29 protein-coding genes are annotated in these 26,996 nt (G+C 60.6%); 14 read left to right on the forward strand and 15 right to left on the reverse strand.

What is annotated here, in order from left to right:
- The first annotated feature begins 285 nt into the window (after positions 1-285).
- Genes BM234_RS10475 through ggpS form a run of 3 tightly spaced genes read left to right on the forward strand, consistent with a single transcriptional unit; the run spans position 286 to position 3,728 of the window.
- Positions 286-1,443, forward strand: a complete 1,158-nt coding sequence (locus BM234_RS10475; RefSeq protein ID WP_425439241.1) for an NAD(P)H-dependent glycerol-3-phosphate dehydrogenase — start codon at positions 286-288, stop codon at positions 1,441-1,443.
- 1 nt (position 1,444) lies between these two features.
- A complete protein-coding gene (locus tag BM234_RS10480) occupies positions 1,445-2,221 on the forward strand; it encodes an HAD-IIB family hydrolase (RefSeq protein WP_092064332.1) in 777 nt (258 codons plus the stop codon).
- 1 nt (position 2,222) lies between these two features.
- Positions 2,223-3,728 carry a glucosylglycerol-phosphate synthase gene (ggpS, locus tag BM234_RS10485; RefSeq protein WP_092064335.1) on the forward strand — a complete coding sequence of 502 codons (1,506 nt, stop codon included), beginning with the start codon at positions 2,223-2,225 and terminating at the stop codon, positions 3,726-3,728.
- A gap of 4 nt (positions 3,729-3,732) precedes the next feature.
- On the opposite strand, the gene BM234_RS10490 is transcribed toward ggpS, so the two are convergent.
- The 5 genes from BM234_RS10490 to BM234_RS10510 form a co-directional block, all read right to left on the reverse strand.
- Positions 3,733-4,359: an ABC-type transport auxiliary lipoprotein family protein gene (locus BM234_RS10490; RefSeq protein ID WP_092064338.1), complete on the reverse strand. Its 627-nt coding sequence runs from the start codon at positions 4,357-4,359 to the stop codon at positions 3,733-3,735.
- 17 nt (positions 4,360-4,376) lie between these two features.
- Positions 4,377-6,113 (reverse strand): MlaD family protein, encoded by a 1,737-nt coding sequence (locus BM234_RS10495; protein ID WP_092064341.1) that lies wholly within the window; start codon positions 6,111-6,113, stop codon positions 4,377-4,379.
- A 17-nt stretch (positions 6,114-6,130) separates the two neighbouring features.
- On the reverse strand, positions 6,131-6,904 hold the full coding sequence (locus BM234_RS10500) for an ABC transporter ATP-binding protein (protein ID WP_092064343.1): 774 nt from the start codon (positions 6,902-6,904) through the stop codon (positions 6,131-6,133).
- A complete protein-coding gene (locus BM234_RS10505; RefSeq protein ID WP_092064346.1) occupies positions 6,901-8,007 on the reverse strand; it encodes an ABC transporter permease in 1,107 nt (368 codons plus the stop codon). Before BM234_RS10505 ends, BM234_RS10500 begins: the two co-directional genes overlap by 4 nt.
- Positions 8,008-8,071: 64 nt before the next feature.
- Positions 8,072-8,323, reverse strand: coding sequence for an accessory factor UbiK family protein (locus BM234_RS10510; protein ID WP_092064349.1), 252 nt, complete (start codon positions 8,321-8,323; stop codon positions 8,072-8,074).
- Positions 8,324-8,416: 93 nt separating this feature from the next.
- Between BM234_RS10510 and lgt the strand changes: the two genes are divergently transcribed.
- The 3 genes from lgt to pgeF are packed head-to-tail and all read left to right on the forward strand — an operon-like array spanning position 8,417 to position 11,123.
- Positions 8,417-9,310: a prolipoprotein diacylglyceryl transferase gene (gene lgt / locus BM234_RS10515; RefSeq protein WP_092064352.1), complete on the forward strand. Its 894-nt coding sequence runs from the start codon at positions 8,417-8,419 to the stop codon at positions 9,308-9,310.
- Positions 9,307-10,374, forward strand: coding sequence for a class I SAM-dependent methyltransferase (locus tag BM234_RS10520; RefSeq protein ID WP_092064356.1), 1,068 nt, complete (start codon positions 9,307-9,309; stop codon positions 10,372-10,374). Before lgt ends, BM234_RS10520 begins: the two co-directional genes overlap by 4 nt.
- Complete coding sequence (gene pgeF, locus BM234_RS10525) at positions 10,371-11,123, forward strand: peptidoglycan editing factor PgeF (RefSeq protein WP_092064359.1); 753 nt, start codon at positions 10,371-10,373, stop codon at positions 11,121-11,123. Before BM234_RS10520 ends, pgeF begins: the two co-directional genes overlap by 4 nt.
- On the opposite strand, the gene BM234_RS10530 is transcribed toward pgeF, so the two are convergent.
- Positions 11,120-11,620 (reverse strand): Lrp/AsnC family transcriptional regulator, encoded by a 501-nt coding sequence (locus BM234_RS10530; RefSeq protein WP_092064361.1) that lies wholly within the window; start codon positions 11,618-11,620, stop codon positions 11,120-11,122. The genes pgeF and BM234_RS10530 overlap by 4 nt on opposite strands.
- Positions 11,621-11,805: 185 nt before the next feature.
- On the opposite strand from BM234_RS10530, the gene trxB reads away from it, so the two are divergent.
- On the forward strand, positions 11,806-12,750 hold the full coding sequence (trxB, locus tag BM234_RS10535; RefSeq protein WP_092064364.1) for a thioredoxin-disulfide reductase: 945 nt from the start codon (positions 11,806-11,808) through the stop codon (positions 12,748-12,750).
- Positions 12,751-12,974: 224 nt separating this feature from the next.
- Positions 12,975-14,684 carry a bifunctional sulfate adenylyltransferase/adenylylsulfate kinase gene (locus BM234_RS10540; protein ID WP_092064367.1) on the forward strand — a complete coding sequence of 570 codons (1,710 nt, stop codon included), beginning with the start codon at positions 12,975-12,977 and terminating at the stop codon, positions 14,682-14,684.
- 65 nt (positions 14,685-14,749) lie between these two features.
- On the opposite strand, the gene BM234_RS10545 is transcribed toward BM234_RS10540, so the two are convergent.
- Entirely contained in the window at positions 14,750-14,977 is a 228-nt protein-coding gene (locus tag BM234_RS10545) for a DUF1150 family protein (protein WP_092064369.1), read from the reverse strand.
- 3 nt (positions 14,978-14,980) lie between these two features.
- Complete coding sequence (locus BM234_RS10550; protein ID WP_092064373.1) at positions 14,981-15,394, reverse strand: Hsp20 family protein; 414 nt, start codon at positions 15,392-15,394, stop codon at positions 14,981-14,983.
- Positions 15,395-15,550: 156 nt separating this feature from the next.
- Here BM234_RS10550 and BM234_RS10555 point away from each other — a divergent pair, with 156 nt between their 5' ends.
- Genes BM234_RS10555 through BM234_RS10565 form a run of 3 tightly spaced genes read left to right on the forward strand, consistent with a single transcriptional unit; the run spans position 15,551 to position 17,370 of the window.
- Entirely contained in the window at positions 15,551-15,775 is a 225-nt protein-coding gene (locus tag BM234_RS10555; protein ID WP_092065188.1) for a YdcH family protein, read from the forward strand.
- A 49-nt stretch (positions 15,776-15,824) separates the two neighbouring features.
- On the forward strand, positions 15,825-16,313 hold the full coding sequence (gene purE, locus BM234_RS10560; protein WP_092064376.1) for a 5-(carboxyamino)imidazole ribonucleotide mutase: 489 nt from the start codon (positions 15,825-15,827) through the stop codon (positions 16,311-16,313).
- A complete protein-coding gene (locus BM234_RS10565; protein WP_092064379.1) occupies positions 16,306-17,370 on the forward strand; it encodes a 5-(carboxyamino)imidazole ribonucleotide synthase in 1,065 nt (354 codons plus the stop codon). Before purE ends, BM234_RS10565 begins: the two co-directional genes overlap by 8 nt.
- Before the next feature lie 2 nt (positions 17,371-17,372).
- On the opposite strand, the gene BM234_RS10570 is transcribed toward BM234_RS10565, so the two are convergent.
- From BM234_RS10570 to BM234_RS10595, 6 genes are all read right to left on the reverse strand, one after another.
- Positions 17,373-18,236, reverse strand: a complete 864-nt coding sequence (locus BM234_RS10570) for an SPOR domain-containing protein (protein ID WP_175501252.1) — start codon at positions 18,234-18,236, stop codon at positions 17,373-17,375.
- 65 nt (positions 18,237-18,301) lie between these two features.
- The gene (gene upp, locus BM234_RS10575) at positions 18,302-18,934 is read right to left on the reverse strand and encodes a uracil phosphoribosyltransferase (RefSeq protein ID WP_092064382.1); all 633 of its coding nucleotides are present in this window, start codon (positions 18,932-18,934) and stop codon (positions 18,302-18,304) included.
- Positions 18,931-19,917 (reverse strand): adenosine deaminase, encoded by a 987-nt coding sequence (locus BM234_RS10580; protein WP_092064385.1) that lies wholly within the window; start codon positions 19,915-19,917, stop codon positions 18,931-18,933. Before BM234_RS10580 ends, upp begins: the two co-directional genes overlap by 4 nt.
- Positions 19,914-21,125 carry a phosphopentomutase gene (locus tag BM234_RS10585; protein WP_092064387.1) on the reverse strand — a complete coding sequence of 404 codons (1,212 nt, stop codon included), beginning with the start codon at positions 21,123-21,125 and terminating at the stop codon, positions 19,914-19,916. Before BM234_RS10585 ends, BM234_RS10580 begins: the two co-directional genes overlap by 4 nt.
- Positions 21,125-22,426: a thymidine phosphorylase gene (locus BM234_RS10590; RefSeq protein WP_092064390.1), complete on the reverse strand. Its 1,302-nt coding sequence runs from the start codon at positions 22,424-22,426 to the stop codon at positions 21,125-21,127. Before BM234_RS10590 ends, BM234_RS10585 begins: the two co-directional genes overlap by 1 nt.
- A gap of 2 nt (positions 22,427-22,428) precedes the next feature.
- On the reverse strand, positions 22,429-22,851 hold the full coding sequence (locus BM234_RS10595) for a cytidine deaminase (RefSeq protein ID WP_281247964.1): 423 nt from the start codon (positions 22,849-22,851) through the stop codon (positions 22,429-22,431).
- A gap of 243 nt (positions 22,852-23,094) precedes the next feature.
- On the opposite strand from BM234_RS10595, the gene BM234_RS10600 reads away from it, so the two are divergent.
- From BM234_RS10600 to BM234_RS10610, 3 genes are all read left to right on the forward strand, one after another.
- Positions 23,095-24,057 (forward strand): LysR family transcriptional regulator, encoded by a 963-nt coding sequence (locus BM234_RS10600; protein WP_092064396.1) that lies wholly within the window; start codon positions 23,095-23,097, stop codon positions 24,055-24,057.
- Positions 24,058-24,289: 232 nt separating this feature from the next.
- Positions 24,290-25,531, forward strand: a complete 1,242-nt coding sequence (locus BM234_RS10605) for a CpaE/TadZ family protein (RefSeq protein ID WP_092064399.1) — start codon at positions 24,290-24,292, stop codon at positions 25,529-25,531.
- A gap of 57 nt (positions 25,532-25,588) precedes the next feature.
- A complete protein-coding gene (locus BM234_RS10610; protein ID WP_092064402.1) occupies positions 25,589-26,242 on the forward strand; it encodes a histidine phosphatase family protein in 654 nt (217 codons plus the stop codon).
- A 21-nt stretch (positions 26,243-26,263) separates the two neighbouring features.
- Here BM234_RS10610 and BM234_RS10615 read toward each other — a convergent pair whose 3' ends face one another.
- Positions 26,264-26,995, reverse strand: coding sequence for an SDR family NAD(P)-dependent oxidoreductase (locus BM234_RS10615; RefSeq protein ID WP_092064406.1), 732 nt, complete (start codon positions 26,993-26,995; stop codon positions 26,264-26,266).
- Position 26,996 lies beyond the last annotated feature (1 nt).

Raw genomic sequence — 26,996 nt, forward strand, 5'->3', positions numbered from 1 at the left:
AGAACGCGACAGTTTGCAAAGAGTTTCATCGAAATCGTCGGATATGGGTTTTTTATTTTGTTGAGCAAAATCAATATTGGGTTCGTAAACCGCGCAATTTTTAGGCAAATATTGCCTCCAACACAGTCCCCCTCGGAGCGGGTCATTCATTTCCAGGTCGAGTAGCTCTCCGACTCGAACAGCCTCTGACCGACCCCTAATATGCTGCGGTGCAGCTAAGCGATCCGCGGCATTGATATTCTGCTCTGGCCCCCTACCATCATAGGCGAAAAGGAAATCACCTTCATGTCAGAGAACCGGAACGACGACAGCGAATCCCAGATCGCCGCGCCGAGCGTAGCGGGCCGTTTGATGCAGCCCCCGCCGTACAATAGAGTGGCGGTCATAGGCGCAGGATCATGGGGTACGGCGCTTGCCACCATTGCCGCCCGAAATGGCCGGCAAACAAAGTTGTGGGGCCGTAATCCGAAAGTGATCCGCTCAATCAACGCGGGGACAGGCAATCCGACCTATCTTCCCGGGGTGGCTCTCCCCCGGAGCCTGCTTGCTACTGATGATCTGGCCGCCGCTCTAGCCGATGCAGAGGCTGTGATCCTCGTGACCCCCTCCCCCACGATCCGTGCGATGAGCGCTGCAATCCGGGAGCACCTTGCCCCCGGCGTGCCGGTCACGCTCTGCTCCAAGGGGATAGAAACGCAAACAGGGCTGCTCCTCTCGCAAGTGGTTGAGGCCGAACTGCCCGGTCATCCGGTTGGGGCCCTGTCCGGCCCGACCTTTGCCGGAGAAACCGCGCTTGGGCATCCGACGGCTGCGACGATAGCATTCCCGTTTTCCTACGAGGATCGGCTGAACCCAAGCTTTAGCCCGGCCGCGCGGATGGCGGTGACAATGGGGGACGACATGTTTCGCCCCTATATCTCGGACGACCTGATCGGAGTAGAGGTTGGCGGCGCGGTCAAGAACGTCATCGCCATCGCCTGCGGTATGATGACGGGCGCAGGCTTTGCCCAGAATACCCGCGCGGCTCTGATCACCCGCGGCATAGACGAGATGAAACTTCTGGCGGAGGCTCTTGGCGGCCGCAGGGAAACAGTGACAGGGCTTTCTGGCGCGGGGGATCTGACACTCACCTGTTCCAGCGAGACCTCGCGGAACATGTCGCTCGGCAAGCAACTGGGCGAAGGGTTGCTTCGGTCTGAGTGCTTTGGCGGCAAGCCCGTGGTGGTAGAGGGGGAGGTCAATGCGGTCTCTGTGATCGATCTCAGCAGGCGGATCGGGGTGCCCATGCCCATCTGCGAGGCTGTACACAACGTCCTGCACAATGGCGGAGACCTGAGGGAGACATTCGCGGAACTCTGGTCACGGCCCATGGAATCCGAACCGCGAACAATGGACATTGCCGCCCACCACGCCCCAGGCGTCGTGCCGGCCAACTCGGTGTAGAATGACACAGAAAACTGACTTCAACGACCTATCAAACCGCGACTTCGTGCTCGCAACCGATCTCGACGGTACCTTTCTGGGCGGCTCGGAACGAGACCGAGAAACGCTCTATTCCTGGATAGAAGAGAACCGCGATACCATCGGTCTCGTCTTCGTCACGGGGCGCGATCCGCAATTCATCGCAGAGCTTTGCGATGGGGGCGTGCCTTGGCCTGAGTATGTCGTGGGTGACGTGGGAACAACCATCGCCGGAGTAGGCATGTCCCGGAAAATTGAGCCGATTGAAACGTTGGAGACCGAAATCGCAACGACATGGGGCGACAGCGGCACGCGCGTCCGCGAGGCGCTGAACGGGCATCCTGGCCTTACGCTCCAACAGACTGCCTTTCGCTATCGCGTAAGCTATGATCTCAACCCGGCGGAGTTTGATGATCGCGCGTTGGAGATTGTCCGCGACATGGGATTCGACCCGCTGATTTCGGACAACCGGTATTTCGACGTGCTGCCGCGCGGGATCAGCAAGGGCCCCTCGATCCAGCGGCTCGTGGATCATCTCGGCGTCGCGCGAGAGCGCACGCTCGTCGCGGGTGACACGATGAACGACTTCTCGATGCTTGCGTGCGGCTTGCCCGCGGTCGCGGTGGGCGGCGCCGAAGAGGCGCTTCGCCGCGCCCTCGAAGGACATGACCACGTCTATCACGCGGAAGCCCTCGGCGCGGGAGGTATCCTTGAGGCCATCGACGCGCTAAACCTGCATCGCACTCCGGGAGGAAATTGATATGTCCAGCGATCTGGTGATCGTCTACCACCGCCAGCCCTACGAAGAGGTCGAGGAGAACGGAAAGACGGTTTTTCGGGAGCATCAAAGCCCTAACGGGATCGTCCCAACGCTCAAGAGTTTCTTTCGCCGCGCCGAAAAAGGTTCATGGATTGCGTGGAAGCAGGCGGAGGATACGGCAAATCCCGGTTTCGAACGGATTGTCGAATTTGACGACAAGAATGGCCGCTACTCCGTCAATCGCCTGCCGCTGACCCCCGAACAGGTGAAAAGCTTCTATCACGTCACCTCGAAAGAAGCCTTCTGGCCAATCCTCCATTCGTTCAAGGAGAAGTATAACTACGATCCCGTCGACTGGCCGGTGTTCCGGGAGGTCAACTGGGCCTTTGCCGAAGCTGCTGCGGCCGAAGCCGCCGAGGGCGCTAAGGTATGGATTCACGATTACAACCTCTGGCTGGTGCCGGGCTATCTGCGGCAGTTGCGGCCCGATGTGGTGATCTCCTTTTACCACCATACGCCCTTCCCCTCCGCGGATATGTTCAACGTCCTGCCATGGCGCAAGGAGATCGCCTTGAGCCTGCTGGCCTGTGACATCGTCGGATTTCACATCCCCCGCTATGCCGCAAACTTCGTCTCGGTGGTGCGCAGCCTCGCCGATGTAGATCAAACGCGCCGCGAGACCGTTCCCGAAATGATGCTGTCAGAAGGCAGCGCCTTGAGCGATCGCTCGGTGCCTACCGCGATTACCTTCGAGGGGCGAGAGATCCTCGTGGCGACCTCCCCCGTCGGGATCGACGCCGATTACATCGAAAGCGTCGCCTCGCGCCCCGAAACAGCCGAGCGGGTGGAGGAGCTTCGCAAAGAGCTTGGCACCAGCAAGATGGTGCTATCGGTCGGGCGCACGGATTACACCAAGGGCGGACGCGATCAACTTCTAAGCTATGAGCGTCTTCTCGAAGGCTCCAAAGACCTTCGAGGCCAGGTGCGGTTGATGCATGTCTCGGTCAGCGCAAATCGCAACATGTCCGTCTACGAAGACATCCAGAACGAAATCGAACAGATCGCAGGCCGTATCAATGGGCGCTTCGGTACCTTCGAATGGCAGCCGGTCGCGCTCATCAGTCGGGCAATCCCCTTCGACGATCTCGTCGCCTACTACAAGGCTGCGGATGTGGCGTGGATCACACCCATGGCCGATGGCATGAATCTGGTGGCAAAGGAATTCGTCGCGTGCCGGGACGACAACGACGGGGTGCTGGTCCTGTCGGAATTTGCCGGTGCCTCGGTCCAGTTGTCCTCCGCGATTCTGACCAACCCGTTTTCAAACCGGTCAATGGATACCGCAATCCGCCAAGCCCTCGATATGGAACCCGAGGAACGCCGTCAGCGGATGGAGCTTTTGCGGGACAACGTCAAAACCTACGACATTCGGCAATGGGCCGACGATCAGGATCTTCTGTTGAAAAAGGCCACGGCCATCCGAAAGGCCGCGCTGACCTCAGCTTGAGCCATCAAGACCCGCTGCGCACCCCGATCCCAGCGGTGCGCAGCACCCATGGGCCAAGTTCCGTCAGCATTTGCGACATTGCCGCATCCAACGCCGGCACGATGGCCTGCGGCGTGGTCCCTGATGTCTCAGCCGCCCCGGCAAAGCTGCGCCGCGCAAGTACCGCAGCATCGTTTTCCCGGATAAGCGTAGCCGTCAAGGCGACGCGCGTGACCGTGCGTCCGTCCGCTGACACATCCGCCTGAAGGTCGGTCAGTTCGGTCAGCAAGGCATAGTCGCCAACCGTCCCCAAAGGCCGCCGTCCAACGAAGCGAAACCCGCCGGAAGCTTCCATGCGACGCAGAATTACCGTCTGCACCATTTCCGGGGCCGGGTCGGTCCAACGGGCATCGGGCAAATAGCTCGCCTCAAGAGGACTGGGCCGTACGAGGATGCGATCGGTATCCAATGCACCGGATACCGTTGGAAGCTCTACCGTGAGATCACTGCGCAGGCTGCCTGTCGCGGCAAAGCGAGCACCCTCTCCACGCAACTCATAGGCATCGAGCGGTTCGGCTGCATCGCTGAGCGCGCCGATGGCCGAACACCCCGGAAGCGCGAGCAGGAAACACATCATAAGTGGCCGCAGCATGGCAATCCTCACTTTTTTCACCGTCTGTACTCCGGCGTTCCGTTGTTGAGCAGGAACCGCGCCGGATCGCGCTCTATCCGCGTGGCAAGCGAGTCGAGTGTCGAAATCAAGCGCCGCGTTTCTGCGCCGAGGCGCGTAAATTGCGGCAACCCCCCACTCACAAAGTCATTGATGGGCCCCCGCGCGCCCGTGACGATACCCGAAAGGTCCGAAAAGGCGACCCGCGCGGATTCGGCAGCAGCGCGAAGATCCTGCGAGGCAAGGGGGATTTCCTCGGAGACCTGCGCAACGGTTTGATCGAGGCGGCCTATCGCCCCGCGCAATGCGGTTGCGATTTCGTCGACGTCCTCGTTGATCACGCGGTCTGCCCCGTCGAATGTCCGCTCCGCCGCGGCCAGCGTTCGTTCGCCCGTCGCGAGAGCCCGCTCAATCGCGCCCAAGGTGGTGTTGGCACGGCTGAATGTCTCGGTCACTGTGGTCATGGTCAGTTGGGCATCATCGCTCAAACCTTCCAACCTGCCCGTCGTGGAGCTGAGGTCAGCAGCGATGGTGTCGATTGCGTTGCGTGCAGTTGTCGCCGCCGAACGAACGTCCGCCACGATGCCGGGCACGTCCTCGCCGACAGTCTGCGCTATCCCGTCCGCAGCTTGCCGGGCGCTGTCCATCGCCGCGCGGGTTTCAGCGACAAGCGCGGCACCATCCCCATCCATCAGCGTCTCAAAAGAAACAGCCGCGCTTTCGACGGCATCAAGGGTCGCAACGAGGTCATCCACCATGATATCGGCCTCGGCGAGCAACTCGTCTGCCTGCGTCAGGCGCGCTGTGGCCGATATGCCGGTATCGCGCCATGTATCGAGAAGATCGCCCGCCTTGATCCCCAACTCATCCGTTTGCCGGCGGATGGAGGCGGAGGTTTGCGTCAGATCCGACATCGCCACCCGCAGATCGTCCGAGATAAAGTTCCCTGCCCGCTCGATGGTCGTCTGCGCGCTCTGGAGCGTTTGGGTACCTGCTTCGAAGGTGATCTCGGCCTTTTCGGACAGATCTTCGACCGCGACGATTGCGTCGTCTGCCAGCGTCAGAGTGCGCTCCACAGCCCCGGCGATCCCTTCCAATTCACCGGTAAAGCGGGCAATCTCCGACACCGACTCGCCCACATTCGCAGCCACGGTCGAGAAATCCGAAAGCGTCTGGTCGAGCTTCTCGGAGGATGATTCCAGATTTAGAATGATATTCTCAACCCGATCGCGGTTCTCATCGGACAAAAGGCCGTTGACCTGTTCCGCGATCTCCAGAATCTCGGACAGGAGTCGCGGCGCGTCCTGTGTCAGGCTCTGCAGCGTAGAGCGGTCGGATTCCAGCACCGGTATGTCGTCACCGTCGCCTTTGGCAAGCGGAGCGTCCGGATCACCCGAGGTAATCGCCACATAGGCCACGCCGGTGACCCCCTGGCTCTCGATTGTAGCCACGCTGTCTTCACGGATCGGCGTATCTGCGGCCACTTCAAGGCGCACACGAACGGTTCCGTCCTGGTCCTCCGAAAGCCGCAGTTCCACGACCTGTCCGACGCTGAGGCCCGCAAACCGAACGTCGGACGCGCGGTCCAGCCCACTGACGTTGTCGAAAAACGCATCGTAATAGGCAAACTGACGGTCAAGCTCCGCCTTGGAGAACCAGATGAAGAAGCCCATGAGGCCGAGGAAACCGGCGAGGGTAAAGGCCCCGATCAGGATGAAGTTCGCGCGCGTTTCCATTGATTATGCTAATTGCCTCATTCGGCTGCGGTGGCAAGGGCCGCGCGAGCGCGCGGGCCGTGAAAATAGTCGTGAACCCATGGATGATCGACCTCTCGCATTTCCGCCATGGTTCCCGTGACAAGAACCTTCTTTTCGGCGAGCACCGCGATACGGTCGCAACACGCTTGAAGACTATCGAGATCGTGCGTGACCATAAACACTGTCAGACCCAGCGCATCGGAAAGCCGCTCGATCAGCCGATCGAACTCGGCTGCCCCGATCGGATCCAGGCCCGCGGTCGGCTCGTCAAGAAAGACGATATCCGGATCGAGCGCGAGAGCACGAGCCAGCCCGGCCCGCTTGCGCATACCACCCGAAAGCTCAGAGGGGTATTTGTCACCGGCGAGGTAGGGCAGCCCGGACATGGAAATCTTGAGATCAGCCAGCGCACGGCGGGTTTCATCGTCGATATCGGCATCCCGCAAGGGGACTTCGACATTTTCACGCACAGTAAGCGAGGAGAATAGCGCACCGTCCTGGAACATGACCCCCCAGCGCTTGCGGATCGCCTGTCGCTTGGCTTCGCTCGCGGAGTTCAGCTCGACCCCAAGCACTTCGATCGTTCCGGCCGCTGGCGTCTGTAGGCCGACGATGGTGCGGAGCAGAACCGATTTACCCGTACCCGAGCCGCCGACGATCCCCAAAACTTCGCCGCGCTTCACGTCCAGATCCAGATTGTCGTGCACGACCTGCGAGCCAAACTGGTTGCGTATCCCGCGCAAGCGGATGATCGGATCCGGAGCGTTCATATTCCCAACTCCGCAAAAAAGATCGAGAAGAGCGCGTCGGCGACGATCACCATGAAAATGGCCGTAACGACCGCCTTGGACGTCATGATCCCGAGAGATTCCGCATTGCCCTTGACCTGCATCCCGGCGTGGCAGCCGACGATACCGATGATGAGGGCAAAGACCGGCGTCTTGACCAGACCCACGAAGACATGTGCAACATCCGTTCCCTCGACCAACCGGGTTCGGAACATCGCGGGCGAAATCCCCAGTTCCAGCCACGACATGAGCGCCCCGCCCAGAAGCCCCGAGACATCCGCGATCAGCCCGAGGATCGGCAGCATCAAGAGCAGCGCCAGCACTCTTGGAACGATCAAGGCATCGGCGGGGTCCACGCCCAAGGTACGCATTGCATCGACCTCTTCGCGCATCTTCATCGATCCGATTGCCGCAGTGAAAGAGGACGCCGTGCGCCCGGCCACGATGATCGCCGTCAAGAGAACCCCCAACTCCCGAAGGACGGAAACGGCGATAAGATCGACGACAAAGACCTCCGCGCCGAACTGTCGCAATTGCGCGGCGCCCTGAAACGCCAGAACGATGCCGATCAAGAAGGCCATGAGCGCCACGATGGGCACAGCCTTGAGACCAACGTCCTGACAATGATGCGCCAGCGCAGTGAACCGAAAGGTTTTGGGATGCAGGATGGAAGCGAAGAGACGCGCGAGGAAGAGACCGAGGTACCCGCTCAGCGCCGAAAAGAATTTCCCCGCATCCGCCATCTTGCGGCCCAGCGCTTCGAGGCGATCAAGTGGGCTTCTTCGGCTGGATTTCTCAGGATCGGGTTTAGGCCACGCAGAGGAAACCGCATCAAGGATATCCTCATGCGCCCGTGAGCCGCCGAATATCCGCAGATCGCGGGAATCCCTCGCGGCCACCAAGGCCCAGGAACCGGCAGAGTCCAGCCGATCAACCTCGGAGATATCAATAGAGCCGTTGGCACCCGAAAGGGCATCCCGCAAGCGGCCTAAATGCGCAAGCGTCGCATCTCCGCGCAGGATCAAACCGCCCTCGGCCGTTTCTATCTCAAGGTCGCCCCCTGGGGCGACCGCGCCGTCATTCATCTAAAGATGCTCCACGCAGGTCACGGCAGAGACTAGAGTGGAGTCGCACCAGAGGCCAGTGGGATCAGTTCGAAGAGAGTTTGGCTTCGATCTCGGACAGCCGCGCCTTGAGGCTTTCGTTTTCCTCACGGGCCTTCTGAGCCATCGTGCGCACAGCGTCGAATTCTTCGCGGGTCACGAAATCACGGTCGGCAAGCCACCTGTCTACCATCGAACTGACAGCAGTCTCGGCTTCCTGACGCGCGCCTTGGGCGACGCCCATCGCGTTGGTCATGAGTTGCGATATGTCGTCCATGATCTTGTTGCGGGTCTGCATGGTATCCTCCGGTTCGGGTTTCCCCCTATATGGTTCTCCGATGGCCATCCCACAAGGTTGACTTCAACCACTGCCCAAAGGCAGAGATGCCACATGTTAGCAGCCCTCCCCTTTCCGGACATATCGCCGGACCTCTTCACCGTTTCGCTTGGCGCGATGACCTTTTCGTTGCGGTGGTACGCCTTGGCTTACATCGCCGGATTGCTCATTGGTTGGCGCATCGTAGTCTATGCGGTCCGGCGTCCGCGTCTTTGGCCGGCGGACACTCCGCCACTGACGGCGGCACAGGTCGAGGACCTACTGTTCTGGATCATACTCGGGGTGGTGATTGGAGGGCGGCTTGGCTTCGTTCTGTTCTACCAACCAGCCTATTTCGCCCAGAACCCTGCGGAGATACTCAAGGTCTGGCAAGGCGGGATGTCGTTTCACGGCGGGTTCGCAGGCGTAATCGTAGCGACGCTCCTTTTTTGCCGCCGGAATGCCGCACCCTTTCTCTCAGTGACCGATTCACTGGCGCTTGCCGCCCCGCCCGGACTGCTTCTTGGCAGGCTTGCGAATTTCATCAATGGAGAGTTGTGGGGCCGCCCCACCGATGTGCCGTGGGCCGTCGTCTTTCCCATGCCGCAGGCACAGGACTGCCCCGGGATCGCAGGCATCTGCGCGCGTCATCCCTCGCAGCTCTACGAAGCGGCGCTCGAAGGTCTGTTGCTCGGTGGCGTTCTCTTGGCGCTCGCCTTTGCAACTGGCCTGCTAAGGCATCCCGGGCGGGCCGCCGGCGTTTTCCTCACGGGCTACGGCCTTGCGCGTTTCCTCGTGGAACTTGTGCGCCAACCAGACGCCCAGTTCATGAGCCCTGACAACCCGGTAGGATATGCCCTGCAACTCGGCTCGTTCGGACTGACCATGGGCCAGATCCTTTCGCTTCCGATGATCGCGCTCGGCGTTTGGCTTATTCTACGCGTTTCTCCCAGCACGCGCCCAGCATGACCCCCCTTGCCCAAAAAGAGATCCGCCGACGTATCGCCGAGCAGGGCCCGATCACGCTTGCCGACTACATGGCCGAATGCCTGATGCATCCCCAATACGGGTATTACAGCACACGCGACCCATTCGGCACCGCAGGCGATTTCGTGACCGCACCAGAGATCAGTCAGGTGTTCGGAGAGTTGATCGGGCTTTCTATCGCGCAAAGCTGGCTCGATCAGGGCGCGCCACCTGCATTCGTGCTCGCCGAACTCGGTCCGGGGCGCGGGACTCTCATGGCGGACCTTTTGCGCGCCACTCGGTCCGTTCCCGGGTTTCACGCAGCGCTAAAGTTACATCTGGTAGAGGCCTCTCCCACCCTGCGCGCAGCGCAGGCGGCCCTCCTCGCCGACGCGGAGCCTGTCTTCCATGACAGCCCCCAAGATCTGCCGCCCGACAAGCCGATCTGGCTTGTGGCGAATGAATTCTTCGATGCCCTCCCCATAAGACAGTTTCAAAGGCAAAAAGACGGCTGGCGTGAGCGGCTTGTCGGTTTCTCAGAAGGTGAGCTTGGATTTGGGCTTGGCGCCGTAACCGCCCCCCCTTCATTGGCGCATCGCATGGATGACACGCGCGTGGGTGACATCGTTGAGATCTGCCCCGGTGCCACGACAATAGCTGTAGAGATCGGCGAGCGGATCAAAGCCCACGGAGGCGCAGCTATTTTGATCGACTATGGCGATTGGCACGGCTTGGGCGATACGTTTCAGGCAATCCGCAAGCATGCCCCGGTCGATCCCTTTGCAGAACCGGGGAACGCGGACCTCACCGCGCACGTGGATTTTGAGGCAATCGCCCGCGCCGCGCCTTGCGCCCATAGCCAGCTGACCCCGCAGGGCACTTTCCTCGACCGCCTCGGGATTGCGGCCCGTATCGAGATCCTGTTGCGCCGCGCCACGCCCGCGCAATCCGAAAGCCTGCGCGCTGCATTTCGGCGCTTGACCGACCCGGGGGAAATGGGCTCTGTATTCAAGGTGATGTCACTTCACCCTACCGATGCACCCCCACCAGCCGGGCTCATGCAATGACGCTTGAGATCCTTACCTCCGACGCCTTGGGCACCCTCCGCCATGGCTTCTTCACCCGCCGCGGCGGAGCCTCTTCTGGCGTATTTGAAGGGCTCAACTGTGGCCGCGGCTCGAGCGATCAGGACGAAATCGTACGAATCAATCGGGCGCGCGTCGCCGAAGCGATGAACGTCGCGCCTGATGATCTGTATGGAGTTCACCAAATCCATTCCGCGACTGTCATCCGCGCGGAACCCGGCACCGGATCACCGCAAGCAGATGCCCTTGTCACATCAACACCCGGCATTGCTATCTCCGTTCTGACAGCCGATTGCGCGCCGGTCCTTTTCGCTGATGAGGCTGCTGGCGTGATCGGCGCTGCGCACGCGGGCTGGCGCGGAGCGATCGAAGGCGTTCTGGAAGCAACACTGGATGAGATGATCGCCCTTGGCGCTGAGCGCGGCAGGATCACGGCGGTCATCGGTCCCACGATAAGTCAGCGCGCCTATGAAGTTGGCCCAGAATTTCTGGAAACCTTCGTCGTCGATGACCCTAGCAACGCGCGATTCTTTTCCGGCGGCAAGAATGACCGTATGCATTTCGATCTGCCGGGTTTCATTCTGGGGCGGCTTCGCGCCGCAGGTGTCGGTGAGGCCGAATGGATTCGCCACTGCACCTACTCGGACGAAGCCCGCTTCTACTCTTACCGCCGCAGCACCCACCGTCAGGAAGCGGACTACGGCAGGCTGATTTCCACGATCCGCCTTTAGGCCGAACGACTCAGCCGCTCTTCCAGCACTTCGAAGGGTACGCCCGGCTCATCCTTGGCCACACGGATCACCAGAGATGTCTTGACGCTCCCCACGTTGGGCGCGGTGAGCAGTTCCGAGGTCAGAAAACTCTGAAATGTGCTGAGATCGGGGGCCACGCATTTGAGCATGAAATCCACCTCACCGTTCAGCATGTGGCATTCCCGTACGAGCGGCCAGTTGCGGCAGCGTTCCTCGAAGGCAGAGAGATCGGCCTCCGCCTGACTTTGCAGTCCGACCATCGCAAAGACCCGCACTTCGAATCCCAGCTCCCGCGTATCCACGTCAGCATGATATCCGGTGATGTATCCCGCTTCTTCGAGCGTTCGGACGCGGCGTAGGCAGGGCGGCGCGGAGATACCGACCCGCCTGGCAAGCTCGACATTCGTCATTCGGCCGTCGGCCTGCAGTTCGGCAAGTATCTTGCGATCGATCGGGTCGAGGCGTGAAGTCGGCATGTTAACGCTCCCATTTTTGCGAAAGTTTATCTGATGGCAGAGCAAGCCGCAATTAAGTTTCACACTTCCGCAAGATCGTTATTTGCATCCGACGAGATTGCTTCGCGTGCATGGCCGCTTTCCGGGGGTTTCAACCACGAGGACCGGTCGCTATATCAAGCCGGAACTTTCGCAGGGGACACCACATGAGCGAGACACGGCACACCAAGGTTTTGATCATCGGCTCCGGCCCGGCGGGCTATACCGCTGGCGTCTATGCCAGCCGCGCCATGCTCGAGCCGATCCTCGTTCAGGGAATCGAACCCGGTGGCCAGTTGACCACGACCACCGAGGTCGAAAACTGGCCCGGCGATACCGAGGTGCAAGGCCCCGACCTGATGGTGCGGATGGAAGCACACGCCAAGGCGATGGGCTGTGAGATCATCGGCGACATCATCACCAAGCTTGATCTCGACCAGCGCCCCTTCACCGCTCATGGCGACAGCGGCACGACCTATACCGCCGACGCTGTAATCCTCGCCACTGGCGCGCGGGCCAAATGGCTGGGTCTTCCCACCGAGGAGGCCTTCAAGGGCTTTGGGGTTTCGGCTTGCGCGACCTGCGATGGCTTTTTCTATCGCGAGCAAGAGATCGTCGTGATCGGCGGCGGCAACACCGCCGTGGAAGAAGCGCTGTTTCTGACCAATTTCGCCTCCAAGGTCACGCTGGTGCATCGCCGCGATGAGCTGCGCGCGGAACGTATCCTTCAGGACCGACTCGCAAAGAACCCAAAGATTGAAACCCTGTGGTTCCACGAGCTTGTCGAGGTGTTCGGCACCGACATGCCCAAGGGTGTCGAAGGGGTCCGGCTTCGCGATGTCAGAACTGGCGAGATCCGGGAACTGGCCTGCAAGGGTGTTTTCATCGCGATCGGCCATGCCCCGGCGAACGAGTTGGTGAAGGACGTTCTGGAAACGCATATGGGCGGCTATGTCGTCACGCAGCCGGACAGCACCGCGACCTCCATTCCCGGCGTCTTTGCCGCGGGTGACCTGACCGACCACAAGTACCGTCAGGCCGTGACAAGCGCCGGAATGGGCTGCATGGCAGCGCTGGAGGCCGAACGCTGGCTCGCCGAACACAGTGACTGATCCGGCGCGGTGGCTGGCTGGCGATAGCCTGCCGCTTGCTCAATCCTGCAATTGCTCAGCGTTTAGGCGCTTTGTTGCTTACAAGCTATGCGCTACACGAAATGCAGCATTTCGCCTCGTCCGGGCGAAATGATGACGCGATGGCTTGAAATCTTTGCCCACCTGAGTCTATGGCCTGCGCGACCCGTTGACCGGTCCACAACCATTGAAGCGAGATCCTTTACATGACGATGAGCCCCAACCTCACTCCGGTTCCCGAACTTTACGTCTCCTATGAATCTGCACAGAAGCTTAAAGTTGAGGCTGCGGATCTTGTGAGTTGGGATCTCTCTCCTCGCCAGATTTGTGACCTTGAGTTGCTGATGAACGGCGGCTTCAACCCCCTCAAAGGGTTCCTGTCGGAAGAGGACTATATCGGCGTCGTCGAAAACATGCGCACCGCCGATGGTGCCCTCTGGCCGATCCCGATCACGCTCGACGTCAACGAGAAGTTCGCAGAGGCGCTTGAGATCGGTCAGGACATTGCCCTTCGCGATCAGGAAGGCGTCATTCTCGCGACCATGACCGTGACGGACCGTTGGGCGCCCGACAAGGCGCGTGAAGCGGAGAAGGTCTTTGGCGCGAACGACGAAGCTCACCCTGCGGTCGATTATCTGCATAACACCGCCGGCGCTATTTATCTCGGTGGCCCGATCACCGGCATCCAGCCACCCATGCACTATGATTTCCGTGCACGCCGCGACACGCCGAACGAGCTACGGGCCTATTTCCGCAAGCTGGGCTGGCGCAAGGTCGTCGCGTTCCAGACGCGCAACCCACTGCACCGCGCCCACCAGGAACTGACGTTCCGGGCCGCACGTGAAGCCGAAGCCAACCTTCTGATCCACCCGATCGTCGGGATGACCAAACCCGGCGATGTGGATCACTTCACCCGCGTCCGCTGCTATGAAGCCGTTCTCGACAAGTATCCCGCGGCGACGACCACCATGAGCCTGCTCAATCTCGCCATGCGCATGGCCGGTCCGCGCGAGGCCGTCTGGCATGGCCTGATCCGCCGCAACCACGGCTGTACGCATTTCATCGTTGGCCGTGATCACGCCGGCCCCGGCAAGAACTCCGCCGGTGAGGATTTCTACGGCGCCTATGACGCGCAGGATTTGTTCCGCGAGCATCAGGAAGAAATCGGCATCGAAATGGTCGACTTCAAGCACATGGTCTATGTGCAGGAGCGCGCCCAATACGAACCCGCTGACGAGATCGAAGAAGGCGTCACCGTCCTTAATATTTCCGGCACGGAACTGCGCCGCCGTCTCGCCGAAGGGCTGGAGATCCCCGAGTGGTTCTCCTTCCCCGAAGTCGTCACCGAATTGCGCAAGACGCGTCCGCCACGGGCCAATCAGGGCTTTACCGTGTTCTTCACCGGTTTCTCCGGCTCCGGGAAATCGACCATCGCCAACGCTCTTATGGTCAAGCTGATGGAAATGGGCGGCCGCCCTGTGACATTGCTTGACGGCGATGTCGTTCGGAAACACCTGTCCTCCGAACTCGGCTTCTCCAAGGAACACCGCGACCTCAACATCGAGCGGATCGGTTTTGTAGCCTCCGAGATCACCAAGAACGGCGGCATCGCCATCTGCGCGCCCATCGCCCCCTATGCGAAGACGCGCCGCAGCGTCCGCGGCATGATCGAACAGTATGGCGCCTTCGTCGAAGTGCATGTCGCCACATCGCTCGAAGAATGCGAACGCCGCGACCGCAAAGGGCTCTACAAGCTCGCTCGCGAAGGGAAGATCAAGGAATTCACAGGGATTTCCGATCCCTACGACGTTCCCGAAAGCCCCGAGCTGCGCCTTGAGACAGAGAATGTCGACGTGGACAACTGCGCGCACCAAGTTCTGCTGAAACTTGAGCAGCTTGGCCTCATCGCCGGGTAATCGCTAAACCAAAACGGGCCGCCCCCACCGGGCGGCCCGTTTTACATTCTGACCATTGTGATGGCCTAGTGCACCGCTACGGGTGCCAGATCGTTCTGGCGTGCGAGAATAAACGCCAACTTCCGATCCTTCACGAGCGCCAGACGCTCTCCATCCGCATTGTGAACCGCGTAGAGCCGATCAAGCCCCATCGCTTGCTCGCGTACATCCTCGGGCAGATCCGCGACCGCGACGCTGCGCACATAGACGATCTTCGCCTCGGGTCCGGTTTCGATTTCATAATCCGTATGCATCGCTCACCTCTTGCTTATCGTTATGGTCTGCACGACCGTTTCGGGGCGCGCCCGGCTTAGGTCGACATGCAGCAAGCCGTTCTCAAGCTGTGCCGCGCCGACTTCGACCCCTTCGGCCAGGACGAAGGATCGTTGAAACTGCCGCGCCGCGATCCCGCGATGAAGAAAGATCCGGCTTTCTTCCTCTTCGGTTTGACGGCCACGTATCACGAGTTGTCGGTCCTCGACGGTAATCGAGAGGTCTTCTTCACGAAAACCCGCCACTGCGAGGGTTATCCGGTAGGAATGATCCGAGCTTTGCTCGATGTTATAAGGCGGATAGCCTTCGTTTCCGGCCTTTGCCGTCCGCTCTACGAGCCGTTCGAGCTGATCAAATCCAAGCAGGAACGGGTGTGAGCCCAAGGTGAGTTTCGTCATCGACACGTCCTTCAAAAAGCGACAGTCCAGTCAAGGCGGGTCCCATTTCGGCAACCCTGAGAGAATATGGTGCCGCGTACCGGAGCCTGCAAGGCCTTTGCGTGCGGCCTTCGGTTTGCTAAGACGGATCCAAACCGCAAAACAGGTGAGACGCGCATGAACGCTCGGACAGATATTTCGATGAAGTCCGATGAGGTACTTCGCGTCGAACTGGAGGTTTTTCGCCGCGAGCATCGCGATCTTGACGAGGCGATCGATGCCATCGCTGCGAAGGGAATGGGCGATCAACTGACCCTGCAACGTCTCAAGAAAAAGAAGCTCTATCTCAAGGACATGATCGCCCAGATCGAAGACCGGCTCTATCCCGATATCATTGCATAACGGCAAGCTGCGGGTATAAGCGGGCCCGAGACACGAGAGGAGTGCCCGCATGACGATGGCCAAAATCGGCATCATAATGGGGAGCCAGTCCGACTGGCCCACGATGAAAGAGGCAGCAGCGATTCTCGATGAGCTGGCCGTGCCTTATGAGGCGCGGATCGTTTCCGCGCACCGAACGCCGGATCGGCTCTGGGACTATGGCAAGGGCGCTGTGGAACGCGGGCTGCAGGTCATCATCGCGGGGGCGGGCGGCGCGGCCCATCTCCCGGGCATGGTCGCATCTAAAACGCGCCTCCCCGTGATCGGCGTCCCCGTCCAGACGCGGGCCCTCTCCGGGGTCGACAGCCTTTATTCCATTGTCCAGATGCCACGCGGATTTCCCGTCGCAACCATGGCAATCGGCAGCGCGGGCGCGGCAAATGCCGGACTGATGGCGGCGGAGATCCTCGCCCTCAATGATCCCGCCCTTGCCGAACGGCTGGAGACATGGCGTTCTGACCTTTCGGCATCCATTCCGGAGGAGCCACAAGATGACTGACCCCCTCGCACCCGGATCTGTCATCGGCATCCTGGGCGGCGGCCAGCTTGGGCGCATGCTTTCTGTCGCGGCCGCGCGGCTCGGCTATCGCACCCACATTTTTGAACCCGGTGCCGCCCCGGCGGCGCATGTGGCGGAGATGGTGACAACTGCGGGCTATGACGATCTGGATGCTCTCAAAGCCTTTGCAGAGCAAGTCGACGTCATCACCTATGAGTTTGAGAACATACCGACCGAGGCACTCGACGCGCTAGAGCCGGTCCGGGCGATCCACCCCAATCGCCGCGCGCTGGCCGTGTCCCAAGATCGTATGATCGAAAAAGCCTTTCTTTCCGATCTGGGGCTGCGCACTGCGCCATTCGCTGCGGTGGATGATGAGATGGACCTTTCCGAAGCCATCGCGGCAATCGGACTTCCCGCCATCCTGAAAACCCGCCGCTTCGGCTATGATGGCAAGGGACAGGCCCGGATCGCAGAACCGGAGGACGCAAGCAGCGCACTCGCGGAGATGAACAGCGCGCCCGCGGTCCTCGAAGGGTTCATCCGCTTTGAGCGGGAGATATCGGTGATCGCAGCGCGCGGCGCGAACGGTGACGTCGCCTGTTTCGATCCGGGAGAGAACGTTCATCGCGACGGGATTTTGCGCACGACGACCGTCCCCGCTGCAATCGACGCGGAGCTAACCGCAGCGGCAAAGGACCTTGCGGCACAAGTTCTCGAAAAATTGAATTACGTCGGCGTGATGGGTGTGGAGCTTTTCGTCACCGAAGAGGGGCTTGTGGTCAACGAAATCGCACCGCGCGTCCACAACTCGGGGCATTGGACCCAAAACGGCTGCACCGTCGACCAGTTCGAACAACACGTCCGGGCGATCGCTGGTTGGCCCTTGGGCGATGGGAGCCGCTATGCCGATGTTCAGATGGAAAATCTGATTGGCGAAGATTTGCTGCGCATTCCGGAAATCGCGCGGGAACCCGGCGCGGCGATCCATCTTTACGGGAAAGGCGAGGTTCGAGCGGGCCGGAAGCTTGGCCACGTCAATCGTGTGATTCAGTAGGCTCAGCGGTAAAACGCATCTTTCAAACCCGCCGCATGCGCGACATCAAGCGCGCGTGCCCGTCGTTCGCGGGAGGTAAAGGGCCCGGCCATCACAACGTGAAGCTCTTTTCCGCGCCGGCGGAGCAATTGCCGTTTTACCGGCAGACCCGCTGCTCGCAATCGTCCTTCGGTTCGGTTGGCATTTGCAACAACTGAAAAGGTGCCAAGCTGCACATAAGGCCTCGCGAGGGGACTATGGGCTTTGGCTCTGGCCGGGCGTGGTTCGGCCTGCTTGATGGTTATCGGCACCCCACCAGCTATGACCTCGGGCGCTTTGGGTGCGACCCGCGTGAGCGGTCGAGCATCCTCGGCGCGCACTGTCGGCGGTGGTAGTACACTCGGCAAGGGTGCCTTCAATGATGCGGTTTTCTGGACCGGCACCGAGGGCGGCAGCGGGGGCAACGCCCGGACCGAAACGGTCGACCCACCATGCGCCCCCGCAGGCAGGCAGGAAAGCTCATACCGACGCGCGCCCAAGGTGAGCTCTTGGCGCGTGCCCCCTACAGAGCCGCACGCCGGATCCCGTTTCAATCGCGCTGCGGCGGACAGCACCTCATATGGCAAATCGGATTCGTTCCGAATATCTGTCTCTGGCGCCGTAGTGTGGGCAACTTCCATTGCATTGTCCGACAGACCACAGACCTGTGAGCGATCCTGCCTCATGAGCGGCACCCAGGTCATGCGGTCCTCAATCAGCGCTCGGACATGAAGACATCCGTTGCTATCGACGTATTGGTCCGCCCCAGCCACAGAATTTTCAAAGGGTGCTGCCTCGACGCGCACCGAGAGCATCAGAAGCAGACAGATCAGTCGAAAGGCGGGCATCAGGCGCGCTCCATGGGGCAAGGGATTGCCCCACACCTAGCGCCCGAGGGTTAAGGTTTGTTGGACTACTTGGTTCCGAACATCCTGTCGCCCGCATCGCCAAGTCCGGGCACAATATATCCCTGATCGTTCAATCGCTTGTCCAGCGCCGCCGTGACAATCGGAACGTCCGGGTGTGCTTCCTTCATGCGCGCCACGCCCTCGGGGGCCGCAAGAAGACAGAGAAAACGGATATCCGTCGCGCCGGAATCCTTCAAAAGCTGCACCGCCGCGGCAGAGGAATTTCCCGTTGCCAGCATGGGATCAACTGCAATCACCACCCGGTCCTCCAGCGACATCGGCACCTTGTAGTAATACTGAACCGGTTGCAGCGTCTTCTCATCCCGGTAGAGCCCTACGAAACCCACTCGGGCCGAGGGGATCAACTCCAGCACCCCATCCAAAAGCCCATTGCCCGCACGCAGGATAGAGATCAGCGCAAGTTTCTTGCCGGCCAGCACCGGTGCATCCATCTCCTCTACCGGGGTTTCGATCGGCTTGCTCGTCATCGGCAACTCGCGCGTGATCTCATAGGCGAGAAGCTGACTTATCTCGCGCAGCAATTGCCGGAAAACGGCGGTGGAGGTGGACTTCTCCCGCATGATGGTCAGCTTGTGCTGAACAAGCGGATGGTCGACGATATTAAGATGCTGGGTCATGTCTGCTCCAGTTGCTTGGCGATCCGGTCGCGGGTGTCGGCGTCGCAGAAGGCGGCGTCAAGGGACGTTTGCGCCAATTCCCGGAATTCCGCCTCGCCCCAGCCAAACGTCCGCTCCAACTCGTCGAATTCGCGGGTCATTGTGGTTCGGAAAAAGGGCGGATCATCGGTGGAAACGGTTACGCGGACCCCGCGCTCTCGCAGCTTGGCGATAGGATGGGCCTTGAAGGATGGCACAGCCCCCAGCGCAACGTTCGAGCCCGGGCACACCTCAAGGACGATCTCATGCTCCGCGAGGTAGTCAACAAGAGCTAGGTCATCAATTGCCTGAATGCCATGTCCGACCCGCTCGACCTTCAAGTCACGCACCGCCTGCCAGATACTCTTTGCCCCGCCCCACTCACCCGCGTGGGTAGTAAGCCGAAGCCCCGCCTCGCGGGCCAAGTCGAAGCTATAGGCAAAATCGCCCTGCGCCCCCATCGTCTCATCGCCGCCCATGCCGAACCCCACTATCCAGTCGCCGGCGGTCTCTGCTGCGCATAGGGCGATGGGTTTTGCCCGGTCCGGGCCGAAATGGCGGATACAGGTCACGATACCGCGCAGGGTGATGCCCATGGTTCGCTCCGCCTCATCCGCCGCTTCTCGGATCGCGTGGAGATACTCGCGCCAGGCCCCTAGATCACCGCCCCCGCAAAAATCCGGGCTGATGAAGCTTTCCGTATAGACTACCCCGTGCTTTGCACTTTCCTCAAGTACGGCAAGGGTCAAGCGGCGATAATCATCAGGAGATTTCAGGACCGCCGTCGCCGCTTCGTAGACCCGCAGGAACTGCGCAAAATCCCCGAAGAGATAGTTACCGTTGTCGTCAAAAACCCCCGTCAGGTTCACATCCCGTTCCTGTGCCAAGCCGCGTATGAATGCGGGCGGCGCCGCGCCTTCGTGGTGAAGATGTAGCTCTACCTTCGGAATATCCTTCCAACTCACAAGAAGCTCCTTCCCGGTCCTTGACTTGGCACACCCAGATGCTCGGCGACACTCGCCGCTACATCCACGAAACCGACCTGTCCAATCTTGCCCATGCCTGTTCCCGCGACCAGAACTGGCACCTGCTCTCGCGTATGATCGGTACCTGGCCAACTAGGATCATTGCCATGGTCCGCTGTGAGCACGAGCATATCGCCCTCTTTCAGTTTCGGAAGGAGTCTTCCGATTTGCGCGTCAAACCATTCGAGCGCCCTAGCATAGCCCGATATATCCCGCCGATGTCCATAGAGGCTGTCGAATTCCACGAAGTTGGCAAAGGTGAGACTGCCATCAACCGCCGTTTCCACCAGATCCTGCAAATGCCCCATCAGGTGCTCATCGTCGCCTTTACGTAACTCATCTATTCCCGTCATCGAAAAGATGTCGCCGATTTTGCCCACACCATAGACCCGCCGGCCTGCGTCCTGCACCCAGTTCGTCAGAACCGCCTCGGGGAGCGCAATGGCGAAATCCTTGCGGTTTCCCGTTCGGGTGAACCCCTCCTCCGCCGAGCCAACGAACGGTCGCGCGATTACCCTACCGACCCGCATGTCGTGCAGCATCGGGGCAAGCGCGCGGCATAGGTCATAGAGCCGCTCCAGCCCGAAGTGCTCCTCGTGCGCTGCTATCTGAAACACGCTGTCCGCGGATGTGTAACAGATCGGCCACCCCGTTTGTGTGTGCTGCGCGCCCAGTTCGGCGATGATGGCTGTGCCGGATGCGTGGCAATTCCCGAGAACTCCATCAGTTCCAGAGGCCTCCGCCGCTGCACGAAGAACTTCAGGCGGAAAGCTCGCTTGAGTGTCCGGGAAATAGTGCCATTCCCATGGCACGGGCAGACCGGCAAGCTCCCAATGACCGGAGGGTGTATCCTTGCCCGGGCTGATCTCCTGCGCAGCGCCCCATCGCCCGGATGTCGCGGCACCAAGCCCGGGAGCGTCCTCACCCGACGCGAACCGAACAGCCTCGCCAAGACCAAGATTGGCAAGCGTAGGGAGCGCGAGGGGGCCATGCCGCCCGTCCTCGGCCTCACCACGGGCGCAGGCCTGGGCAATATGCGCGAGCGTGTTGGCGCCTGTGTCGGAGATGGTGCCATTGAAAAACTGATGCGCGTCGGGCGCGCCGCCGATTCCGACGCTGTCCATGACGATCAAAAACGCGCGTGCCATCAGCCGATCCTTTCGCGCACCAAAGGGAGAATGTCCGGCACCTCATCCGTCACATGCATGGCGGCGCGGACCCGCGCCTCTGCGTGCGCCGCTGCCTCTTCGCTGGCTGCATGAATGCGGGCAAGTGATTGTCCAGCCTCTACATTTGCACCGAGTGCGACGATGTCAGATAGGCCGACTGAGGGGTCTATTCGGTCACTCTCGCGGTGCCGACCGCCGCCCAGATTTACGACAGCATGGCCAAGTGCCTCACCCTCTACGCGCGTCAGATAGCCCGATTGCTCGGCGGGTATGTCACGGACAACCTGCGCAGTTGGAAGGAACCGCAGCCAATCTTCGACAAACCGCGTCGGACCGCCCATCTCCGAAATCATCATCCCGAAACGCGCCGCCGCCTCACCGGAGGTGATGCTGGCACGCATCCTCACAGCTCCCTCCCCTTCCGCTGCAAGCCCGCATTGTTCGAGCAACACAGCCCCAAGTTCAATGGACAAGTCCAGAAGCGGCCCGCCCGTGTCACCCGTCAGAACGCGCATGCATTCCGCAACTTCCAAGGCATTGCCGAGCGCGGGCGCGAGGGGCTGAGACATGTCGGTCACGAGCGCGCTTGTCCGACAGCCCGCCGCATTGGCGGTGTCCACCAAGGCTTGGGCAAGCTGTCGCGCTGCGGCGGGATCTTTCATGAAGGCACCCGAGCCGCATTTGACGTCAAGGACGAGCCCTTCGATCCCCGCAGCAAGCTTCTTGGAGAGGATCGACGCGGTGATCAAATCAAGGCTGTCGACCGTCGCGGTCACATCACGGATCGCATAGAGACGCTTGTCCGCAGGGGCGACATCGTCGCTGGCACCGACGATCCCGACGCCGGCGTTCCCGACGACACTGCGAAACTGCGCTTCGCTAAGCGATGTAACAACACCGGGAATGGCTTCCAGCTTGTCGAGGGTCCCGCCAGTGTGCCCCAGACCCCGCCCCGAAATCATGGGAACGAAAGCGCCGCAGGCCGCGAGCGCGGGTGCGAGGATCAGCGATACACAATCCCCGACGCCACCGGTGGAATGTTTATCAAGGATCGGACCGGACAAATCCCAGTCAAGCACCCGACCCGAATCCCGCATGGCAAGGGTCAGCGCCGTACGGCCTTCGGCGCCAAGTCCCACGTGGCAAATCCCCATCGCAAACGCCCCGGCCTGCGCGTCGCTGACGGTCATGTCCGCAAGCCCCTTGGCGAACCATTTCAGATGTTCGGGCCCAAGCGCCTCGCCGTGCCGCAATCGCGCGTTTATGTGCCGTGCATCCAACCCTAGCGTTCCATATGCCGTGGCGCGAATGCGCCGGGGAGAAGTTCCGACACCGTCGTGGTCCGCTCTACGCCCGCAGTGGTCGCCATGGTTACGGGCGTATCCGCAGCGGCAAACTCGGCAAGTTTCTGGCGGCACCCGCCGCATGGGGTCACGGGTTCCGGGCTCTCGGCAATGACGTAAACCTCGGTAATCTCGCGCTCTCCCGCCGCGACCATAGCCGCGATCGCGCCCGCCTCCGCACAGGTGCCTTCGGGATAAGCGACGTTCTCGACGTTGCATCCGGCAAAGATCGCGCCTCCCGCAGTCCGGACCGCGGCCCCCACAAGAAACCCCGAGTAGGGCGCGTGGGCATTACGCCGCACGGCGGTCGCTGCTTCCTTGAGTTCCATAGTCCCTCCGTTTTCTGCCGCGTGAGTTGACAGTTTTGCATATGGTTTTGCAAGGCGTCGCGTGGTGTCACCTCAGAGTGGCCACGTCGCCCAAGTGGGCCGGTCCGGGGGCGTAAACCCTGTAGAGACTGAATTCAGAGTGTGAGCTTTCGTTGCCAGTGAATGCAACCTTCCAATCGGTTCAAGTTCCCATGCAGGAACCAGACGATTGAAGACGAATATCGTTGACCGCAAGCACCGCTAGTTTCAAGAAAGGCAAATTGAACGGGGGCGCGGATGCTGACCAAAGGCGTGACATTGAGAGGGCTGGAGGTCTTTAGCGCCCTCGCCAGTACCGGGTCGGTCGCCCAGACCGCAGAAGTCACAGGCCTCAGCCAACCAGCGGTATCCCAACAGCTTCGCAATCTCGAAAGCGCTCTTGGCATTGCGCTTGTCAATCATGGGCGCCGACCGATGGTGCCGACCCCGGCAGGCCGCAGCTTTCTGGTACGCGTAGACACAATCCTGAACCAACTGCGCATTGCCCAAGGCGAATTGTCGGTGATGGATCTTTCGCACCTCAGCACCCTGAGCCTTGGGGTAATTGACGATTTTGACAACGATCTGACGCCCAGACTGGTCACGATCCTGGCCGAGAACCTGACGCGGTGCCGCTTCAAGCTCGTGACGGCTCCGAGCCACGAAATCACGGACATGCTTACGAACGGGCGGCTGCACATCGCAGTCGCCGCGACCACTGGCATCGCCCTCGAAGGGGTGGTCGAATACCCCCTCCTGCGCGATCCGTTCCTCCTCGTGACCCCGAAAGGAACGCCAATAGGCCCCGATCCCCTGATGGATCTGGCCGCCTTGCCCTTCCTCAGATACGATCGCGAGCAATTGATTGGCCGCCAGATCGAGGCGCAACTGGCGCAACACGGAATTCAGTTTTCCGAAAGATTCGAGATTGGTGCACATCTTTCCCTGATGACACTTGCGTCACGAAATGTCGGGTGGACCATCACGACCGCTCTTGGGTTTATGCGCGCGGCGCGGATGCATGATGCGCTCGACGCGCATCCCCTCCCCTTCAAGCCTTTCGCCCGCGGTATCAGCCTGTTCGCCAGCGCCGATTGGGCCGACCGTGTCCCGCGCGACGTGGCTCGCACCATGCGCCACCTTCTCCTGAGCCAATCGGTCGACCCAGCGCTTAAGATGCACCCTTGGCTTGCGGATGATCTGTGCGTTCTGGATGAATGAAGGAGCTCGAACGCCTGAGAAACCCGGGGATTTCGCACCTGCCGTCATCTTACCCCTAGCGCGAGGGTGCTCACCAAATCTGTGTAGGTGAGAAAAGTGGGGCTCGCGGTAAGGAAATACTGATACATTTACGCTCATTCTCAACGAGAATTTCGAGAGATTTGCATTCTACTGCCGTAATTTGGGCCGAATTGCTCTTTGGAATCCGCAAATGCGGAATTGAGGGTGCGCCATGGACGAACGCTGGGAAATGGGTGAAATGACGACGCCAGATGAAAACAAGCCTGATCCCGCAGGTCTGATCGCCTGCTTGATCGCGCGTGCCCCCATGGAGTTTCTTGTGGGCGCCGAGATACAGGAAGCCGTCGGTGAGAACTGGACCACCGTGGAATTGGTGGAAGCGCAGGCGTTCCTGCGTCAGGCACCGGCGCAATCGCTTGAATTGGCTGTTCTCGCAGTTGGCCAACAGGATGAGCACGACCCGACACTCGTCGAAGAGGCCATTGTCGAGGCCGAGGCCCGGGGCATCACCGTTATCATCGTGGCCGAAGAATTGGGCGCGGTCACCTTGCATCATTTGCTTCGGTTGGGGGCAGATTGCGTTATCCCCTACCCCCTTCCGTCTGGCGATCTTGCCGCAGCGATGAAGAAAGCCCTGCGTCCAAAGCCCGCGTCCTCCGCGCGCGACAAACGCGCCGCCGAAGGCACGATCATCGCGCTGCAAGGGGTGGCTGGCGGTGTCGGCACGACGACACTTGCCACCAATCTCGCGTGGGAATTGGCGGATATGGAGGATCTTGATGGGCCATCGGTCTGCCTGATCGACCTTAACCACCAATTCGGCAGCGTGGCGAGTTACCTTAACCTTCGGGAACACCCCGCAACGTTCGATATCTGGAATGAAACCGGCCCCGTGGGGCAGGAGGAGATCATACAGGCGTTTCAGCCTGTGCATGAACGCCTCTTCGCCTTGGTTGCGCCCTCTGAACCCACGATGGGGGGAGATGCCGTTCCGCCCGTCCTTGGCAGCATCCTCAACGCGGTGCGCAATCGTTTCGACTATGTCATCGTCGATCTTCCACAGGTCGTCACCTCGGCGAGCATGACACTCTTGGATGAGGCCGACCTGATCCTTGCCGTGCTCAATCTGGATCGGCGATCTTCACGCAATACGGTTCGCCTTACGCGATTGTTGCGGAGCATGGGGCATACAGAAGAAAAAATGCGCTATGTGCTCAACCGCGCACCGGGCGTTGCAGAACTCAATGCGCGCGCACGGGTGCGACGTCTGGCCGAGGGGCTTGGCATTGCGATCGAAGCCACGCTGCCGGACTTTGGTGAAAATGTCATCCGCAGCAATGATCAGGGGGTTCCGCTCGCCCTGTTTGCCCCGGACTCTCCGCTGCGCCTCCAACTTCAGGCTCTTGCACGCGATTTGAACCGGACTGAGGGCGCGGGTCACAGGGCGGCCTGACTCCCCCCTTTTCCTCGCCTGCGCCTTCGCCTATCCACGCAGCAGGAGGCGCATTAAATGACCGAACTGACCCTCGTCCGCCACGGACAGGCCAACTCCGCCGGGCGGGACGAAGCCAGCTACGACAAGTTGTCGAAACTCGGCCATCGTCAGGCTGCTTGGTTGGGCGAGTATCTCGATACAGTTCCCGCTTATGACCGGATCGTGTCGGGCACGATGCGCAGGCATCTCGAAACAGCGAGAGGGGCCAACATTGCGGGCCTTCCCCATGAGCGGGATGAGCGACTGAACGAACTTGATTACTTCGGCCTCAGTCAATCGCTGCGCGACAGCCACGGCGTGCCATTCCCCGATACGCCAGAGAGCTTTGCCGCGCATGTTCCGCAGGTTCTCGGAGTATGGAGAGAAGGCCAGATGAGCGATCGCGTCGAAACCTATGAGCAGTTTCGCGACCGCATCTTCGCGGCACTACGCAGCGCGGCCGCAGGCGGGGATCGCCCGTTGCTGGTTACGTCGACCGGGGTTATCGCGACCCTCACCGCCATAGCGCTCGGGCTGGACACGAGCGCTAAGACCAAGATGTTCCTCGCAATCGCCCACACCTCGATCCACCGTTTCGAGTTTCGCGGAGATGACCTCTTTCTCAGCCAGTTTGGCGGAACGCCGCACCTCGATACCGCCGAAAGGCTTCCCCACCGGACGTTCGTCTGACCAACCGGATATTCGTCAGAGTCACGCGAAAATACGGTAGTACAACCAGTCTGGGAGCAGACGCCCCAAACGGAACATCCATGCGAAGGTTGTGGGAAAACTGCGACTGAACCCTTCGCCGTTCATGTGTTCGAAGATCACCTTTGCGGCGTCCTCTGCATCCATCAGGAACGGCATGCGAAAGTCGTTCTTGTCGGTCAGTCTCGTGCGGACAAAACCGGGATTGACAAGTTGGACATCGACACCGGTGCCGCGAAGATCGGCATGCAGGCATTCGGCCAAAGACATCACGCCCGCCTTGCTGGCGGCATAACCGATGGCGCCCGGTAGACCGCGGGATCCCGATAGGCTGCCTGTCAGCACGATATGCCCCTCGCCACGCTCCGTCATCTGCGGCACCACCTGCCCCAAAACGCGAAACGCCCCGGTGAAATTGACGTCGGCCATGAGTTCCGCTTTCTCGGCGTCCCATTCCGTCGCCTTCATGGGCCAATAGACCCCGGCTACATGGACAAGGCCATCAATCTGGCCAATCTGCATCGCAGCAGAGGTGACGCTGTCGCGATCCTGAACATCGCACACGGTATAGGACGCCCGGCCCGGCAAAGCGTTCACGACCTCCTGCAACCTTTCCTCAGTCCGCCCGGAGATAATCACCTCCGCCCCGACCCGGCTCAGTACATGCGCCAAGGCCTCGCCCAGCCCTTCGCTTCCTCCGACGATCCAATATCTCTTCCCCTGCCAATCCCGCACT

Origin of the sequence: Poseidonocella pacifica (genome assembly GCF_900111875.1) — a bacterium.
Taxonomy (GTDB): Bacteria; Pseudomonadota; Alphaproteobacteria; order Rhodobacterales; family Rhodobacteraceae; genus Poseidonocella; species Poseidonocella pacifica.

Excerpts from the sequence above, each read along its gene's own strand:
- BM234_RS10475 (WP_425439241.1), top strand. The coding sequence starts at position 286 with ATGTCAGAGAACCGGAACGACGACAGCGAATCCCAGATCGCCGCGCCG.
- BM234_RS10480 (WP_092064332.1), top strand. The coding sequence starts at position 1,445 with ATGACACAGAAAACTGACTTCAACGACCTATCAAACCGCGACTTCGTG.
- ggpS (WP_092064335.1), top strand. The coding sequence starts at position 2,223 with ATGTCCAGCGATCTGGTGATCGTCTACCACCGCCAGCCCTACGAAGAG.
- BM234_RS10490 (WP_092064338.1), bottom strand. The coding sequence starts at position 4,359 with ATGCTGCGGCCACTTATGATGTGTTTCCTGCTCGCGCTTCCGGGGTGT.
- BM234_RS10495 (WP_092064341.1), bottom strand. The coding sequence starts at position 6,113 with ATGGAAACGCGCGCGAACTTCATCCTGATCGGGGCCTTTACCCTCGCC.
- BM234_RS10500 (WP_092064343.1), bottom strand. The coding sequence starts at position 6,904 with ATGAACGCTCCGGATCCGATCATCCGCTTGCGCGGGATACGCAACCAG.
- BM234_RS10505 (WP_092064346.1), bottom strand. The coding sequence starts at position 8,007 with ATGAATGACGGCGCGGTCGCCCCAGGGGGCGACCTTGAGATAGAAACG.
- BM234_RS10510 (WP_092064349.1), bottom strand. The coding sequence starts at position 8,323 with ATGCAGACCCGCAACAAGATCATGGACGACATATCGCAACTCATGACC.
- lgt (WP_092064352.1), top strand. The coding sequence starts at position 8,417 with ATGTTAGCAGCCCTCCCCTTTCCGGACATATCGCCGGACCTCTTCACC.
- BM234_RS10520 (WP_092064356.1), top strand. The coding sequence starts at position 9,307 with ATGACCCCCCTTGCCCAAAAAGAGATCCGCCGACGTATCGCCGAGCAG.
- pgeF (WP_092064359.1), top strand. The coding sequence starts at position 10,371 with ATGACGCTTGAGATCCTTACCTCCGACGCCTTGGGCACCCTCCGCCAT.
- BM234_RS10530 (WP_092064361.1), bottom strand. The coding sequence starts at position 11,620 with ATGCCGACTTCACGCCTCGACCCGATCGATCGCAAGATACTTGCCGAA.
- trxB (WP_092064364.1), top strand. The coding sequence starts at position 11,806 with ATGAGCGAGACACGGCACACCAAGGTTTTGATCATCGGCTCCGGCCCG.
- BM234_RS10540 (WP_092064367.1), top strand. The coding sequence starts at position 12,975 with ATGACGATGAGCCCCAACCTCACTCCGGTTCCCGAACTTTACGTCTCC.
- BM234_RS10545 (WP_092064369.1), bottom strand. The coding sequence starts at position 14,977 with ATGCATACGGATTATGAAATCGAAACCGGACCCGAGGCGAAGATCGTC.
- BM234_RS10550 (WP_092064373.1), bottom strand. The coding sequence starts at position 15,394 with ATGACGAAACTCACCTTGGGCTCACACCCGTTCCTGCTTGGATTTGAT.
- BM234_RS10555 (WP_092065188.1), top strand. The coding sequence starts at position 15,551 with ATGAACGCTCGGACAGATATTTCGATGAAGTCCGATGAGGTACTTCGC.
- purE (WP_092064376.1), top strand. The coding sequence starts at position 15,825 with ATGACGATGGCCAAAATCGGCATCATAATGGGGAGCCAGTCCGACTGG.
- BM234_RS10565 (WP_092064379.1), top strand. The coding sequence starts at position 16,306 with ATGACTGACCCCCTCGCACCCGGATCTGTCATCGGCATCCTGGGCGGC.
- BM234_RS10570 (WP_175501252.1), bottom strand. The coding sequence starts at position 18,236 with ATGCCCGCCTTTCGACTGATCTGTCTGCTTCTGATGCTCTCGGTGCGC.
- upp (WP_092064382.1), bottom strand. The coding sequence starts at position 18,934 with ATGACCCAGCATCTTAATATCGTCGACCATCCGCTTGTTCAGCACAAG.
- BM234_RS10585 (WP_092064387.1), bottom strand. The coding sequence starts at position 21,125 with ATGGCACGCGCGTTTTTGATCGTCATGGACAGCGTCGGAATCGGCGGC.
- BM234_RS10600 (WP_092064396.1), top strand. The coding sequence starts at position 23,095 with ATGCTGACCAAAGGCGTGACATTGAGAGGGCTGGAGGTCTTTAGCGCC.
- BM234_RS10605 (WP_092064399.1), top strand. The coding sequence starts at position 24,290 with ATGGACGAACGCTGGGAAATGGGTGAAATGACGACGCCAGATGAAAAC.
- BM234_RS10610 (WP_092064402.1), top strand. The coding sequence starts at position 25,589 with ATGACCGAACTGACCCTCGTCCGCCACGGACAGGCCAACTCCGCCGGG.